The organism is Methylolobus aquaticus (assembly GCF_054172105.1).
This window is the reverse complement of sequence record NZ_JBSYXP010000015.1, coordinates 84,596-101,955: the sequence shown is the minus strand read 5'-3', so window position 1 is coordinate 101,955 and position 17,360 is coordinate 84,596. Positions and strand designations below refer to the sequence as shown.

Genomic DNA, 17,360 nt, shown 5'->3' with positions numbered 1-17,360 from the left:
CCGGATTCAGTGATTTCGTGCGCATGGCGCACGAAACACCCTGCCCCCGAGATGCGCTTCAGCCGCGAACGCCACCCGGGTTTGCCAGAGAAGAGGGTGTCTCGTCGCGGGCTGCGGCGCCACGAAAGTACCGCGGCGCGAATCACGCGGGGTGATTTTTCGCTCGGCCTGCGCTCACAGGTAGGCCGGAACCATGCCGCGCCAGGCGGAACCCTGGTGGGCGCGACCGTGCCAGGTGCGCAGTGAATGCCCGATACCTTTTTCCCAAAGGGTTTGACTCAGGTTCAGGTTGTTGCCGAGGAACGGGTCTTCGTCGCCGATGACCAGCACGATGTCCATGGCGCGCAAGTGATCCAGCCGCCCGTGGTCACCGAGGTTCGGCAGGAAGTGACTGGGAGTATGGTGGTAGACGTTCTCGTCGTAGTAGCCATCGAACAGGTTGCGGAAGTGCTCGATGCCCAGCGTCAGGTCGTAACGACCTGACAGCGCGCAGACCTTGCGAAACAGGTGCGGATGGCGAAATGCGATATTCACGGCGTGGTACGCACCGAGGCTGCAGCCGTGGGCAATGGTGCACGGATGGCCGTTCTTGGCGGCCATCAGCGGCAGCACCTCGTTCAGCACGTAATCCTCGAACTGCATGTGGCGCCGGATGCGGTCGGCCGGGTGACGCCAGAAGCAGTAGAAGCTCTCGTGGTCCAGGCTATCCAGACAGTACAGTTGCAACTGCCCCGCCTCCAGCTTGTGCCGGACGCTGTCCACCAGCCGGAGATTCTCGTATTCGTAGAAACGCCCGTCGCGGGTCGGAAACACCAGCACTTTCGCGCCGGCGTGACCGAAGATCAGCAACTCCATGTCGCGACCGAGCCGGTGGCTATACCAACGGTGATATTCGCGATTCATCGCACCCAAAAAATTGCTCGAGTTCCGCCAGCAGCATCCGTTGCTGCTCCACGCGGCGGGGGTAATCGAAATGACCGGCGTCCAGCACAAACAGTCGCTTTTCATCGGGCAGCGCGTTGTACACGGCAAACTGACCGGGCGGAGCGACGACCGGGTCAAACAAGGCGGCCGCGACATGGACCGGCACCGTCGTGAAAACGGCTGCCACGGCGGCATCGTAGTAACGCAAGGTTTCCGGAATGTGACCGCATTGTTGCCGGTATCGCTGCACGGCTTCGCCGCTACCGACCGTGGGCAAGCTCAGGCGCAAGGCCTGGTGTCCGAAGCTGGGAACGTTGTAATGCGCACTGGCGATCCGCTCGTCCCAGGGCACGGCCATCGCTCCGATGCCGCCGCCGAAGCTGATGCCCAGGTAGCCCACGCGCCCGCGGGCGCCGGGAAACAATTCCTCAAGTGCGGTCACGGCGACCCAGACATCGTCCACGCAACCGCCCAGCACGTAGCGTTCGCGATCGTCTATGCCCCACAGCACGTGTTCGTTGGGCGCCTCCGGCAGGCCCGCGCAGCGGCTGCGCGAAATCCCGCGGGCGCAGGGAAAGAACAGCACTGCATCGTCGAAGGGCAGGTCCAGATCCGGGCTCTCCCGCCCGCCATAACCGTGACCGATCACGAAGCCGCGCCGGACCGGCAGCATGCGCGGCACCAGTACCCAGCCGCCGATGCGCATGCCCCCGGTCGATTCGTAACTCAGGTCATGGACATCGAAACGCTCATCCGCCCAACCCGCCGGGCGCAGTTCAGCCGCGGGGCGCTGCTCCCTCGCTCTCGCGTAGCGGGATAACCAGAAGGCGGCGAAATCGGCGGGAGGCTCGGGCGGGGTCACCGCCAGCAAGGCGTCGAGATCGTAGCCGTAGGTGGGATCGAACGGATAGCCGTGGCTGAAGGACGCCATCGGCGACCTGTTCGGTGAAACCATGCTTGATTTAGAGATGTCGCTATCTCGACTACTTGGAGTTAATCCACCCCGCAAGCAGCCCCAACAGGGCCTGTCGACTTCGCTGGAGGCGTCCGCGCCCCTACTGCGTGTCCCTGGACTGCGGCAGCCGCACCTCCGCGACGAAGGTGCTGCCCTGCGGACCGCTGGCATCCAGCCGCACGTCGCCGTTCATCAAGGCCGCGAGTTGGCGGGCGATCGCCAGACCGAGCCCCAGGCCACCGAATTCTCGGGTTCTGGACCCGTCGGCCTGCTCAAAGGACTGGAAAATGCGGTCCCGCGCATCGCTTGCAACGCCGCAGCCGGTATCGCTCACATCGAAGGCCAACCGGAGGTTGCCACCGGCGCTGTCGAGCACCCTCGCGGAGAGGCTCACCGCTCCGCTGTGCGTGAACTTCACGGCATTGTCGAGGAGTTGTGTCAGCATGGCCGCCAAGTGATCCAGATCACCACGGAGTCGATCAGGCAGATCCTCAAGATCAATGGTCAGATCGAGCTTTTTCGCCTCGGCCGACGGGCCCGTGGTCGCCAGAAGCCGTGCGCGCAACTCCTCCGGCGCAAAGTCCTGCGGCTTGATCAGCACCTGGTTGGCCTCGAGGCGGGAGATCGCCAGCACGTCATCGAGCACCCGGACCAACTCATTGGCGGCGACCAGGATACCGTCGAGCCGCCGGAGCTTGTCGGGATCCGTTTCCTTCATCTGCAGCAGGCTGGCAAATCCGATGATTCCATTCAACGGAGTGCGCGTCTCATGACTGACGTTCGCCAGGAACGTGTTCTTGGCCCGATTGGCCGTCTCGGCCCGCGTCAGCGCCTCGCTCAGCGCCTGCGTCCGCTCGTCGACCCGGCGCTCCAGGTCGGCATTCAGCTGCTGTAGAGCCTGTTCACGTTGGCGCAGCAGGATGTGTAAACCCACCCGAAGGCGTGCGACCTGAGGATTGATGGGCTTATGGATGAAGTCGGAGGCACCGGCCTGCAGCGCAAGCGTCTCGCTCTCGATCTCGCGGCTGGCAGTGACGAAGATGACCGGGATTTCCCGGGTACGCGGATCGTTCTTGAGGCGGCTGCAAACCTCAAACCCGTTCATTGAGGGCATCAGCACGTCGAGGACGATCAGATCCGGGACATCGTTGGAAGCGAGCCGCTCCAGCGCCTCGGTACCGGAAAGTGCAAACTCGGCGGTGACGAGTGGCGCCAGCGCCCGGGCGATGATCTGCACCGACGACGGTTCGTCGTCGACGATCAGAACACGTGCAGCGGAATTCCCGGACATCAAGCGCCCCTCTCCTCGTTCATGCCGACCCGCCCACGCGATCGCCTCGACCCGCGTAGGTCCCCCAAAAGCATGCTATCACACCCCCCCCCCCCGCATACCAAGGTCGGGCCCGAGCCTTGGCCCAGGACCTAGTCCCGCTCCAGTATCGCCAAGGCGTCATCGAAGCGCAGCGTGCGTACCGCTTCGTCCAGCGCGACGACCGCCTGGACTCCAAGCGTTTGCGCCAGCGCCTCTCGCTGGGCATCGAACAAGCTCAGCGCCGCCAGATCGCGATTGACCAGGGCGAGGCGCAGGGCTTCAAGCCGCTCCGGATCGAGCAGAGGCGCATCGCTCTCCGGCTCGGCTGGCTCCCGCAGCCAGGGGGCCAACGCCACCTGCAGCGCCTCGGAGCGTTCACGAAACGTCTCGAACAAGGGGCCGAGACCGGTGTCTCCGTCCGCAATCGCGTCCTCGAGCCGCTGCGCAGCCTCGATCAGTTCGCGGGCACCGATATAGGCGGCGGCCCCACGCAGCTTATGCAAATGTGCGGCGGCCGCGCCGAGTCGATCGGCTGCCAGTTCGTCCTGTATCAGCTGTGCCGTGGCGCCGTAATCGGCGGCAAAGCCGCGCAGCAGGCGCACAAAGAAGGGTCGGTCGTAATCGAGCAGCAGCGCGGCCTGCCGGGTATCAAGGCCCTCGATAAGTGGAAAGACCGTGTCGACCCCGGCGCCTGCAGCCGCCGCAGGGGCCACGGCCGGCGCCGTGTGGACCGGCGCGACCGGTCGAGTCCAGCGAAGCACCGTGGCAACGACCGCTTCCAGATTCACCGGCTTGAGCAGGAGCTCGTTAGCCCCGGCGTTCAGCGCGTCCTGCCGCTTCTCCGCCCCCGCCCCGGCCGAAATGGCGATCAACGGAAGCCCGGACAGACCCAGTTCACCGCGTATTGCGCTCATGGCGGTAAACCCGTCCACGACCGGCATCTGGAGATCGATCAGTACGGCATCGACGGGCTGATGCCCCGCACGCAGATACTCCAGCGCCTCGCCGCCATGGGTGGCCAGGCTGACATGAGCCCCTTCCCGGCGCAGCAGTCGTTCCAGAACATCGCGGTTCATCTCGCTGTCGTCGACCACGAGACAATGCAGGCCGTTCAGCCGGTTCCCGCCTGGGCCTGGCGGGACCACCGCCTTCGACGACAACGCATCCAGCGGGGCAAGTTCGAACTCCAATTCGAACCAGAAGGTACTTCCGGTGCCGAGGACTGAGTCCACACCCAGGGTACCACCCATCAATTCGATCAGATGTTTGCATATCGCGAGCCCCAGGCCGGTGCCGCCGAAACGGCGGGTGATGGAGCCATCGGCCTGGGTGAACGGCGAAAACAGGTTGGCGACGTGCTCTGAAGCAATGCCGATCCCGGTGTCCCGAATCTCGAACCGCAGATGCACAGCGCCAGCGTTCGGCGCTCCGGCCGCGACGCGCACCCTGACTTCACCGCGTTCAGTGAATTTCAGGGCATTGCCGGTCAGATTCAACAACACCTGCTCCAGCCGCAGGGCATCGCCGACCAGACAACCGGCCAGTCGCGGCAGGGGTTCGATCACCAGCTTCAGCCCCTTGCCATGGGCGGTGTGGCGCAACATGCCCCCAACGTGGGACAAGACAGCATTCAGGTCGAAGGGCTGCCGGTCTATCTGCAAGCGGCCCGCCTCGATCTTGGACAGGTCGAGGATATCGTTGATCAGGCCCAGCAACGACTGACCGGCGGTACGGATCCGCTTCACCATCCCGTGTTGGTCGGCGTTAAGCGTATCTTGCTCCAACAGTTGCACCAAACCCAGCACGGTGTTCATGGGCGTCCGGATCTCGTGACTGATGTTGGCCAGGAATTCGCTCTTCGCACGGTTGGCGGCCTCAGCGGTCTGCATCGCGTCCATTAATTGCGACTCGGCGTACTTTTGCTCCCTGATGTCCTGATGCGTCCCCGACATCCGCACGGGCTGATCGTCCGCATCCCATTCCACGACACGCCCACGGTCCATGATCCAGACCCAGTCACCCTTCTTATGCCGCATTCGGACTTCGCACTCATAGGTTTCCGCATCACGGCGGAAGCATCGCTCCAGGCTCTGCGAAGAGCGCTTCAAGTCGTCCGGATGCACCAAGGCTTTCCAGGTATCGATGCTGATCGGGGCGAGTTCCGCGAGTGTGTAGCCGACGATCTCCGCCCAGCGTTCGTTGAACAGCACCTCTCCGGTCGGTACACACCACTCCCAGGTACCGATATTGGTCGCCCAGATGACCTCCGTGAGCCGACGGCTTTGCTGGCGAAATTTGCGCTCGCTCTCCCGCAGCTCCGCGTCGGCACGTTTTCGCTCGGTGATGTCCTCGTAAACCCCCAACATTCCGATGACTTCATCGGACGAGTTACGGAGCGGGACCTTGGATGTCCGCAGCCAAATACGCTGCCCGTCAGGCTGGGTCAACGGCTCCTCGTAGCCCAGTTTGGGGGTGCCCGAAGCGATGACCGCGCGGTCGTCGGCCTGATAGCGATCCGCTTGCAAGCGCCAGGCCAGTTGATGATCATCCTTGCCGATCAAATCCTCCGGCCTGCTGAATCCCGCATCGCGAGCAAACGCAGGATTGCAACCCACGTAGCGCAAGTCGCTGCCCTTCCAGAACACCCGAACCGGCACCGTATTGATGATGCATTGCAACAGCTGGTTAGACTCGGCAAGTGCCAGCTCGATGTGCTTGCGGTCCGTGATGTCATGGATGAAACCATGCCAGAGAACCGCCCCGTCGGTCCCCCGGTTGGGTACGGAGCTGCCATGCAGCCAGCGCACGGTTCCATCGTCGAAGCGGACCCGGTATTCGTGTTGCAACGGCCGAAGCGTCTGTGCCGAGCCGTGAATCGATGCGATGACCGCGTCTCGGTCATCGGGGTGCAGCGTCTCCAGAACCGCGGCCGCGTCCTCCCGCACAGCGTCCGGAGCCACCCGATAAATGCTGCGAATGGCTTCACTCGCATACGGGAAACAGGAACTGCCGTCGGCCCGCAGCTTATACTGATAAATCATTCCCGGAACGCGGCTGGCGATGCGGTCCAGTCGGTTGTAGAGCTCGCGGATGGCCTCTTCCGCTTCCTTCTGGCGAGTTACATCGCGCGCTGCCGCAAACAGGCCGGTCACCTTGCCCATGTCATCCCGGAACACCGCGGCATTACACAGCACCGGGGTCAGGCCACCGTCGCGATGAAGGATTTCCAGGGAGTAGTCGCGCACCGTACCGGCCTCGAACGCCTCCTGATACCCCGCTCGTGCGAGTTCGGGCGCCGAGAAATAGCTCGCGAAAGCCGTACCGATAAGTTCCCATCGGCTACGACCGGTGGCCGCTTCCATGGCCGCGTTAACATCCGAGATCGCACCGTCCGGGCTGATGGCCACCAGTGGATCCAGGCTCGTTTCGAGCAGCGTGCGGGTATAGCGCGACGCGAGGCGCCAAGCTTCCGCTGCGCGCAATGCCGCCTCGCTTTCCTTGCGCTCGGTGATCTCCATGACCGTGCCGTGCATCCGTGTCGCCTGCCCATCGTCAGCGAAAATGAATTGCCCCAGAGCACCGATCCATATCACGCGCCCATCGGGCCAGACGACGCGAAAGTCACAGGAGAATGACGTTTTATCCGCGATGCTCCGGGCAACCGCGGCGTCGACCTGGGACAGATCGTCGGGATGCAACCGGCTGGCGAAATGCTCATAGGTCCCGGCGAACTCGCCGGGCGAGAACCCCCAGAGCGCCTCGTGTTGGGGCGACCAGACAATCTTTTGGCTCACCAAATCCCAATCGAAGGTGCCCATGCGCGCCGCATCCAGCGCCAGCCGAAGTCGCTCTTCGGCGGCGAGCAGCGCCTGCTGCGCACGTTTACGCTCGGAAATGTCTGTACCCACCCCACCAAGACCGACGATCGCCCCCCCCGCATCGCGCAACGGGAATTTCGTCGTGATGGCGTCGATATGGCTGCCATCGGCAAGAACCAGTTCCTCCTCGAGTTGCAGCGCCTGCCCGGTGATCATGACCTGCTCGTTGTCCGCCCACAGCCGCTCGGCTGTCGCAGACGGGAACACCTCGAGTTCGGTGTGCCCCATCAGTTCGTCCCGCCGGAGTCGGCAGACCGACAAATTGGCCTGATTGGTCAACGTGAAGCGGTGTGCCCGATCCATCGCGAAAACCGCGGACGGAGCGCTGTCGACGATCCTTGCCAGCAGTTCCTGGCTGGCGTGCAGGGCGGCCTCGGCCTGCTTCCGTTCGGTCACCTCGAAGACAGTCCCGCGCATGCGCACCGGCTCTCCATCGTCTCCGTAGGCAAACTCGCCACGACCGATGACCCAGCGCTCGCTGCCATCGGGCCAGACGACCCGGTATTCGCAGCGGTAGTGCTTCCGTTCCGCCCGGCTTCGGGCCAAGGCAGCCTCGACCACGGGGAGGTCATCCGGATGGACACGGCTCGCGAAATCCTCATAGGTGCCGGTCGACTCCCCGGGCTGGAACCCCCACAGTAGTTCGTGTTGCGGATTCCAGCTGACCGTCCCGGCCACTACGTCCCAGTCGAAGCAGCCGATACCGGACACTTCCACCGCCAGACGCAGCCATTGCTCGCTTTCGGCCAGGGCACTTCTCGACTCGTCGAGATCGCTGAGGTCAGTCAGCGTCAGCACCGCGCCGACGTTCGAATCGCGCGGGCCGTGCATCGGGGTGAGCTTGCAGGCCACCGGGAACCGGCGACCGCTGCTCGCGGTCATCCAGGCCAGCCACCGCGGGGTCGAAGCGCATGGCTCGCCGCTCAGGACCCGACTCAGCATCTGCCGCCAATCCTGCCCCGCGTGTTGATGTTCAAGCGTCAGTACCTGGGCTATGGGCTGGCCGATCAACTCGGCCAGCGGCCAGCCGCTCAGGTCGGCGAACTCCCCGTTGCCCAGTGTCACTCGCCCCGCCGCGTCGACCGCCACGAGGCCGTCGGCGACGCTGGCAAACGTCGCCTCCAGCCACTGACGGTGTTGGTTGAGGTCACGGCTCAGTCGCACCTTGCCAATGGCATTGGAGACGGCTTGTGCGAGCGATGATGCGGTGGCACGGTCCTTTTCGATAAAATCCGTGGCGCCGGATTGCAACGCGGCCACCGCCAATGGCACATCGGCATAACCCGTCAGCACCACCACCGCCGGTTGCTCCGATGACGGGTCCTGATGAAGCGCCTCGAGGAACTCGAGGCCATCGAGATCGGGGAGCCGGTAGTCGAGCAGGATGCAGTCCGGCTTCGCACGGCGGTAGGTGTCGAGCCCCGCCTGGCCGTTCCCGGCTTCCAGCACGCGGCATTTGGACTGCATGAAGTCGCGATAGGTCTGTCGATCCTCGGGCGAATCGTCGACGATCAGGACAGTCGGTTGGTCGGGGATCTCCATATCCTTCATTGGGTTCCAATGCCTCGTGAGACAGATCTGCCAACCGATGGGCCCGAGGATGCGGACGCGCGACGCCAGGTGGAGCACGGGCCTTGGGAGATCGATCCGATCGCACCGGCCGCGTTCCTCCATGAGCCGCGGAACGGGCGGACAGCGCCCTGTTCGCGCGCGTTCCGGACAGATCTCTCGGCAATTCGCGCACGCACTCTATTCGCCCCGTTCGGGCCACGCAAGCTTGGACCTTGCTATCGGGGCATCGCCGGTGTGGGCGCAACCAGCGCTGCGGATTGGGTCCAGCGCAGCAGCGTGGTGACGAACGCCTCGAGGTCCACCGGTTTGAGCAGGAAGTCGTTGGCGCCCGCGTTCTCTGCCGCCTGCCGCTGCTTCCGCCCCGCCGCAGCCGAAACGGCGATCAAAGGCAGCCCGCTCAGACCGAGTTCACCGCGTATTGCACCGATCAACTCGAGTCCATCCATCACTGGCATCTGGAGATCGATCAGAACGGCATCGACGGGCTGACTTCGCGCACGCAGGTACTCCAGCGCCGCGCGACCATCGGCCGCCACATCGACATGAGCCCCTTCCCGCTGCAGCAGATATTGCAGAAGGTCGCGGTTCATCGCGCTATCGTCGACCACGAGGCACTGCAGTCCCTTCAGCCTGGGACCGGTCACGGTCAAAGGCGCGGACGCCACCGCCGTTTCCAACAGGGCGTCCGCGGGGGCCAGCGGGAAACTCGCTTCGAACCAGAAGGTGCTGCCGACGCCCAGGGTACTGTCGAAGCCGAGCGTTCCGCCCATTGCTTCGATGAGGTGCTTGCTGATGGAAAGCCCTAGGCCTGTCCCGCCGTAGCGGCGGGTGATGCTGCCATCGGCTTGCGTGAAGCGCGTGAACAGGGCGTCCTGTTGTTCCTGCGAGATGCCGATGCCGGTATCGCGGACCTCGAAGCGCAGACGCGCCTGGGTCCCGGTCACCTCCTTCGCGATCACCCGTACCTCGACGCTGCCCTGGTCGGTGAACTTGATCGCATTGCTGGTCAGATTGACGAGCACCTGTTCCAGTCGGCCCGCGTCCCCGAGGAGTGTGATATCGCAGTTGGCCGGCATGTCGAACCGCAGTTCCAGGCCTTTGCCGACGGCCATCGAGCGCAGCAGTCCGATGACATTGGACGACACTCCGTCGAGCGAGAAGGGCTGCCGCTCGAGGGCGAAACGGCCTGACTCGATCTTGGAAAAGTCGAGGATGTCATTGAGCAGGCCCATCAATGATTCGCTGGCGGTGCGTATCCGCCGCACCATCCCGCGCTGCTCGGGAGTGAGCGCATCCTTCTCCAACAGTTGTGCGAAGCCAAGGATCGCATTCATGGGTGTCCGAATCTCGTGACTCACATTGGCCAGGAAAGCACCTTTGGCCTCGTTCGCTGCATCGGCTGCAGTCCTCGCCTCCCGGAGGTTCTCCTCGAGCGCCCGCTGCGCCGTTACATCGCGGTTGATCCCGACCATCCTCACCGCTGCGCCATCCGGGTGATATTCGAACAGCGCGGCCGATTCGATGTAGCGGACCCGCCCCCCCGGCAACAGGATGCGGAATTCGCCCGACCAGACGGATTGCGCAAGCCTGGCAGCCGCAAAACTGGCTTCTATACGTTCGATATCGTCGGGATGAACCCGTGATCGCCAGAATGCGTAGTCAGGCCCGGTCTCGCGCATGCCATCCGGCACCTCGTACCAGGCCAACAGCCGGTCGTCCCAATTCAGACGGTCATCAGCGAAACTCCAGGTCCAAATTCCGATATCCGCCGCTTCGGTAGCCAACTGCAGGCGTTGCGCAGCTCGCCGCACCTCGAGTTCCGCCCGCTTGAGCGGTGTGATGTCCTGCACCGTGCCTACGCCATTCAACAGCGTGCCGCGTTCGTCGAAGTCCAGCTCCGCGAGGGCCCTGATCCAGACGACCTCGCCCCGAACGACGATGCGGTAGACCCTCTCGTAGGGCGCACCGCGCAAGGCATCCTGCCAGGCCGCCGCAACCCCTGCCTGATCGTCGGGATGAACACGAGCGAACCATTCGGTGAACGTGACGGGCCGGTCACCCGGGAGATCGAACAGCTTCGCCGTCTCCTCGGAAATGTCGAAAACCTCGGAATCGCGAAACAGACGCCAACTCCCGATCTGGCCAACGGACTGGGCGCGCCGCAAGCTCGCCTGACTGGCCTCAAGCGCCTGTTCCGCTTGAAGACGGGCCGTGATGTCGCGAGCGGCGGCGAAAACACCCTGGATCCCGCCGTCTTCGTCGCGGACAACGGAGGCGTTATACAACACGTCCGTCAGTTGCCCGGACGTGTGCCGGAGGGTCAACGGATGGTCCCGCACACGACCTTCCACGAAGGCCTGCCGGTAAATGGCGCGGGCCTGGGCAGGGTCGGTGAAGTAGTCCGCGAAGTCGCTGCCAATCAGATGTGTGCGTGACCATCCGGTAGCGTCCTCGGTCGCTCGATTGACATCGGTGATGACGCCGTCCGCGCTGATGGTCACCATTGGATCCAGGCTCGTCTCGATCAGAGAGCGGGTGTAGCGTGAAGCCAGGCGCCATGCTTCCGCGTCAAGTAGCGCCGTTTCACGCGCTTTGCGGTCGGAGACATCCATCGTGACCCCGCGCAGCCGCAGCGGCTTGCCGTCGCTGGCATACTCGAACTCGCCCAGAGAACTCACCCAATGCGTGCTGCCGTCCGGCCAGTTCACGCGATATTCCAACGAAAAACGCTCGCGCGCGGCCCGGCAACGGGCCAATTCGCTTTCGACGGCAAGCAGGTCGTCACGGTCGACCCGTTGCGTTGCCGCCGCGTAGGTGCCGTCGAACTCGCCGGGCGAAAAGCCCGAGAGCGCTTCGTGCCGGGGTGACAAAGTGATATGCGCGGTCACGAGGTCCCAATCGAACGTTCCCATCTGCACGGCATCCAGCGCAAGGCGCAAACCCTCTTCGCTGATCCTCAGTGCCTGCTCCGCCACTTTGCGCTCGGTGATTTCGCTGTGAGTCCCGATCACCCGCAGGAGATTCCCTGCCGCGTCCCGCGCTACAACCTTCGCTCGGCTGGCCACCCAGATATAGGGACCCGCCCGGCTACGCATTCGAAATTCCAACTGGTATTCGCCGACGGTGGCTAGCAGGTGCATCGCCTCCGCTGTAACGGATTCCCGCTCATCGGGGTGCAGTAAGCCGGTCCAGGTCTCAAAGGATTCAGGGAAATCGCCCGGCGCGTAGCCGAGCATCCCGAAATAGGCCGGACTGTAGTAGGTATTCCCGGTCGGAACGTCCCAGTCCCAGATCCCATCCCTGGTCGCGTCCATCGCCAGGCGGAAGCGCTCCTCGGCGGCGCCCAGCGCCTGTTGCGCGCGCTTGCGCTCCGAGATATCCGTGGCTACCCCACCGAGCCCGACGATCTCGCCCTGCGAGTCGCGCAAGGGGAATTTCGTCGTGATCACGTCGATACGGCTGCCATCGGCGAGGACCAGTTCCTCCTCAAGCTGCAACGCTTGTCCCGTATGCATGACTTGCTCGTTGTCGGCCCAAAGCCGCGCGGCTGTCACGGGAGGGAAAACCTCGCGCTCCGTGCGTCCGATCAACTGATCCCACTGGAGCCGACAGGCCGACAGGTTGGCCTGATTGGTCAGCGTGAAACGATGCGCTCGATCCATCGCAAAGACCGCCGATGGCGCGCTCTCGATGATCCTTGCCAATAGTTCCCGGGTTGTCTGCAAGGCGGCATCGGTCTGCTTCCGTTGCGTCACTTCGACGACGGTGCCGCGCATGCGCAGCGCCCTGCCATCCTCCTGGTAGACAAACTCGCCCCGACCGCCCATCCAGTGGGTACTGCCATCGGGCCAGACGACCCGGAACTCGCGGCAGTAAGGAACCCGATCATCCCGGCTGCGGGCCAGAGCGGCCTCGACTTCAGGCAGGTCGTCCGGGTGGACGCGTCTCGAGAAATCCGCATAGGCACCCGTCGTTTCCCCGGGCTGAAACCCCCACAGCGCTTCGTGCTGCCGGTTCCAGGTCACGGATCCGGTCTCCAGGTCCCAGTCGAAGCAACCCATGCCGGAGGCTTCCAGCGCCAGACGCAGCTGTTGCTCACTGTCCGCCAAAGCTCGTCTCGACTCATGAATCTCGCTGAGGTCAGTCAGAGTGATCACCACGCCCGTGTCTGAATTCCTCTGGGCGAGAATCGGGGCCAGTTTGAAGGCGATCGAACGTCGGCTTCCATTCCGCGCGATCAACTGGCCCGACCAACGGGGCGTTGCAACCTGCCGCTCGCCGCTCAGGATCTGCCGGAGCGTCTGCCGCCAATCATGTGCCGACCCATCCTGAGTGAGCGCCAGCACCTCATTGATCGGTTGACCCATGGCTTCGGCCAGTGACCATCCGCTCAGTTCGGCGAAGGCCTGGTTGCACAGCGTCACCCGGGCCGACGCATCGACCGCCACGACGCCTTCGGCAACGTTGGCGAACGTCGCATCGAGCCACTGGCGCTGACGGTCCAGATCACAGCTCAGCCGCACGTTGCTTATGGCCCGGGCCACGACCTGTTTGATCGATACCGCAGTGATGTGGTCTTTCTCGATGAAGTCGCTGGCTCCCGCTTGCAAGGCAGTGACCGCCAAGGTCACATCGGCATGGCCGGTCAGCACCACCACCGCGGGCTGTTCGCATGAAGGGTTCTCAAGCAGCGTCTCGAGAAACTCGAGACCATCGAGGTCGGGAAGCCGATAGTCGAGCAGGATGCAGTCCGGCTTCAGGCGCCCGATCAGCTCAAGACCCGCCTGACCCGTGTCGGCTTCCAGCACCCGATACCCGGTATCCAGGAAGGTGCGACAGGTGTGTCGATCCTCGGGCGAATCGTCGACGATCAGGACAATCGGTTGGTGAAGAACTTCCATATCCTTCATTGGGGTGCAACTCCTCGTGAGGCAGTCTTGGATGGGCGCCGCGCGGCGGTCTGAGGTGGCTGACAGATGCGCAGCATGGGAACGTCGCGCCCCAACGCCCGTCAGCGCCGCCCGTATCCGCAGGTAATCGGATAGCGGCGGTCGCGCCCGAAGGCTCGTCGCGAAATCTTGACGCCGGGCGGGGCCTGACGGCGTTTGTACTCGTTGCTGTCGACCAGCCAGGTCACCCGCCGGACCGCGTCCTCGGGATACCCTGCGGCGATGATGTCCTCGACCGAGCGGTCTTCCTCGACGTACAAGGCCAGGATGGGATCGAGCAGATCGTAGGGCGGCAACGAGTCCTCGTCCTTCTGGTCGGGCCGCAACTCGGCCGAAGGCGGCCGGTCGATGACGCGCTGCGGGATGACGCGCGAGATCCCATTCCGATAGTCGGCCAGGCGGTAGACCAGCAGCTTGGGCACGTCCTTCAGCGGCGCGAAGCCACCGGCCATGTCACCGTACAGAGTGGCGTAGCCGACGCTCATCTCGCTTTTGTTGCCGGTGGTCAACAGGATCTTGCGCTTCTTGTTCGAGATGGCCATCAGGATCACGCCCCGGCAACGCGCCTGAATGTTCTCCTCGGTGGTGTCGGCGGGCAGACCCTCGAACGTGTCGGCCAGGGTCTCCGTGAAAGTGCGGAAAGCCGGCTCGATCGGGATCACATGGTGGGCAACACCCATCAGTTCGGCCTGCGCCTCGGCATCGGTCACGCTGATGTCGGCCGTGTAGCGCGATGGCATCAGCACCGCCTCGACATTTCCGGCACCCAGCGCATCCGCCGCCAGCGCAAGTGTCAAGGCAGAATCGATGCCGCCGGACAACCCCAACACCGCGCCGGCAAAACGGTTCTTGGTAACATAGTCGCGGATGCCGGTCACCAGTGCCTGGTATACCGCGGCGGTCTCGTCCAGCGGCGGTGTCACCGTGGCGGCAACGGGTTCGGGAGACGCGGTGCCGGCAAAATCGACCGCGAACAACGCTTCCTCGAAGGCAGGTGCGCGGGCGACGACCGATCCGGCGGCGTTCATGACGAAGGACGAGCCATCGAAAACGAGTTCGTCCTGGCCACCGACCAGGTTCGCGTACACGACCGGCACGCCCGCCACCGTGACGCGATCGCGGACCACCCGCTCGCGGTCATCGCCCTTGCCAACCTGAAACGGCGAGGCATTGAGGTTCAGCACCAGACGTGCGCCGGCCGCGGCCGCGCCCTCGACGGCCCCCGGCAGCCAGATGTCCTCGCAGATCGTCAGTCCCACCGGGACGCCATGCAGTTCGAACACGCAGGCATCGGCGCCGGGCAGGAAATAGCGCTTTTCGTCGAACACGCCGTAGTTCGGCAAGGCCTGCTTGCGGTAGGTGCAGTGCACCCTGCCCTCCCGCAGCACCGCGGCGCTGTTGTAGGGCATGCCGACCTGACGCTCCGGAAAGCCGACGATGACGTCGATGCCCCGCACCTGGGCCGCGAGCCCCTGCAGCGCGTCGTCGACGCAGCGCAGGAAATCGGGCCGGAGGATCAGGTCCTCGGGCGGGTAGCCCGACAAAGTGAGTTCGGGGAAGACGACGGCGTGCGCCCCAAGGCGGTCGCGCGCCTCGCTGGCTGCCTGCAGGACGCGGCGGCTGTTGCCGGCCACGTCACCGACGAGGAAATCGAGCTGTGCGATCGCGATGCGGAGGTTCATCGCCCGGCGCCCCACGCATGCGATCGCATTCGGATAGCGGGGGACTTCAGGCCAGCAGCTCCGACATGCGGCGCCCCATCGCGGACGGCGAATCGACCACCGCGATGCCGGCGGCCTGGAGCGCGGCGACCTTGCCCTGACCGGTCCCCTTGCCGCCGGTGATGATGGCACCGGCATGGCCCATGCGCTTGCCCGGCGGAGCGGTCAGGCCGGCGATATAACCGACGACCGGCTTCGTGACGTGGGCGCGGATGTACTCGGCCGCTTCTTCCTCCGCACTGCCCCCGATCTCACCGACCAGGATGATGCCGCGGGTTTGCTCGTCGGCCTGGAACAACGCCAGCACGTCGATGAAATCCAGCCCCTTGATCGGATCGCCGCCGATACCGACGCAGGTGCTCTGCCCCAGACCGGCCCGCGTCGTCTGGAACACCGCCTCGTAGGTCAGCGTACCGGAGCGCGACACGATGCCGACCGAGCCCGGCATGTGAATGAAACCGGGCATGATGCCGATCTTGCATTCGCCCGGCGTGATCACCCCCGGACAGTTCGGGCCGATCAGCCGGACCTCCGGATAACCGCGCAAGGCATTCTTCACCTTCATCATCTGCAGGACCGGTATGCCTTCGGTGATGCACACGATCAGCGTGATGCCGGCGTCGGCCGCCTCAAGAATCGCATCGGCGGCGAACGGCGGCGGGACGTAGATCATCGAAGCCGTGGCCCCGGTGCCGGACACCGCCTGCCGCACCGTGTCGTACACCGGCAGGCCGAGGTGGGTCGTGCCACCCTTGCCGGGCGTGACACCGCCGACCAGTTGCGTGCCATAGGCGAGACACTGCTCAGAGTGGAACGTCGCCTGTTTGCCGGTAAAGCCCTGGCAGATCAGCCGCGTCGAACGATCGATCAGAATGCTCATGCGCGTGCTGCCTCCACTGCCTTGCTGGCCGCCTCGTCCAGGTCGGATGCGGCGATGATCGCGAGTCCCGATTCAGCCAGCATGGTCCTGCCGGCCTCGGCATTGGTGCCCTCGAGCCGGACGATCACCGGCACCGCGACATGGACCTCCTTCACGGCCGTGATGACGCCCTCGGCGATCAGGTCGCAGCGGACGATGCCGCCGAAGATGTTGACCAGCACGGCCTTGACCTTGTCGTCGGCCAGGATCAGTTTGAAAGCCTCGGCGACCTTGGCCGCGGTCGTGCCGCCACCGACGTCGAGAAAATTTGCCGGCATGCCGCCGTGCAGCCGCACCATGTCCATGGTCGCCATCGCGAGGCCGGCGCCGTTGACCATGCAGCCGATCTCCCCGTCGAGGGTCACATAGCTGAGCCCGTGCTCGCGCGCGGCGGCTTCGGTGGCATCTTCCTGCGACAGGTCCCGCAGTTCGACGAGGTCCGGATGCGCGTACAGGGCGTTGTCGTCGATGTTGATCTTTGCATCGAGCGCCAGCAGCTGCCCTGCCTCGTTGACGATCAGCGGATTGACCTCGACCTGGCTCAGATCCTTGTCGAGCAACAACCGGTAGAGTCCTTGCATGATGCGCCCCAGCGCGGCCACCTGCGCACCCTGCAGTTTCATCGCGAAGGCCAGGTCGCGGGTCTGGTAGGCCTGCAGGCCGACCACCGGGTCGACACTGCAGGTCAGAATCGCCTCGGGCTGCTCCGCCGCCACGGCCTCGATGTCCATGCCGCCCTGTTCGGATGCGATGAACAGAATCCGGGCGCTGGCGCGGTCGACCAGCGCGCTCAAGTAGAGCTCGCGCGCGATCGGCCGGACCTCCTCGACCAGTACCCCGCTGACCGGAAGCCCCGCAGGGCCGGTCTGGTGCGTCACCAGGCGCATCCCCAAGAGTTCTGACGCGACGGCGGCCACCGAGTCCAGGCCTTCGACGACGCGGACTCCGCCGGCCTTGCCTCGACCACCGGTATGCGACTGCGCCTTGAGTACCCAGCGGTCGCCGCCGAGCGCAGTCGCTGCCGCGCAGGCCTGTTCCGCCGAGAAGGCGACCTGCCCCCGAGGGACGTCAATGCCATAGTCGGCGAACAGGGCTTTGGATTGGTATTCGTGTAGGTTCATCAGTGTGGA

General features: G+C 64.5%; 8 protein-coding genes. All 8 read right to left on the bottom strand.

Annotated features, from left to right (window positions below):
• Window positions 1-174 precede the first annotated feature (174 nt).
• A complete protein-coding gene (locus ACW73L_RS17960; protein ID WP_129884552.1) occupies window positions 175-903 on the bottom strand; it encodes an esterase family protein in 729 nt (242 codons plus the stop codon).
• Entirely contained in the window at window positions 875-1,855 is a 981-nt protein-coding gene (locus ACW73L_RS17955) for an acetylxylan esterase (RefSeq protein WP_498923955.1), read from the bottom strand. The genes ACW73L_RS17960 and ACW73L_RS17955 overlap by 29 nt, the downstream gene beginning before the upstream one ends.
• A 124-nt stretch (window positions 1,856-1,979) precedes the next feature.
• Window positions 1,980-3,170 (bottom strand): ATP-binding response regulator, encoded by a 1,191-nt coding sequence (locus ACW73L_RS17950; RefSeq protein ID WP_498923954.1) that lies wholly within the window; start codon window positions 3,168-3,170, stop codon window positions 1,980-1,982.
• Between the two features lie 131 nt (window positions 3,171-3,301).
• Window positions 3,302-8,620: a PAS domain S-box protein gene (locus ACW73L_RS17945; RefSeq protein WP_498923953.1), complete on the bottom strand. Its 5,319-nt coding sequence runs from the start codon at window positions 8,618-8,620 to the stop codon at window positions 3,302-3,304.
• A gap of 236 nt (window positions 8,621-8,856) precedes the next feature.
• Window positions 8,857-13,551, bottom strand: a complete 4,695-nt coding sequence (locus tag ACW73L_RS17940) for a PAS domain-containing protein (protein WP_498923952.1) — start codon at window positions 13,549-13,551, stop codon at window positions 8,857-8,859.
• Between the two features lie 101 nt (window positions 13,552-13,652).
• Window positions 13,653-15,272, bottom strand: a complete 1,620-nt coding sequence (locus ACW73L_RS17935) for an NAD+ synthase (protein ID WP_498923951.1) — start codon at window positions 15,270-15,272, stop codon at window positions 13,653-13,655.
• A gap of 46 nt (window positions 15,273-15,318) precedes the next feature.
• Complete coding sequence (gene sucD / locus ACW73L_RS17930) at window positions 15,319-16,191, bottom strand: succinate--CoA ligase subunit alpha (protein ID WP_498923950.1); 873 nt, start codon at window positions 16,189-16,191, stop codon at window positions 15,319-15,321.
• Entirely contained in the window at window positions 16,188-17,351 is a 1,164-nt protein-coding gene (sucC, locus tag ACW73L_RS17925; protein ID WP_498923949.1) for an ADP-forming succinate--CoA ligase subunit beta, read from the bottom strand. The genes sucD and sucC overlap by 4 nt, the downstream gene beginning before the upstream one ends.
• Between the last annotated feature and the right edge of the window lie 9 nt (window positions 17,352-17,360).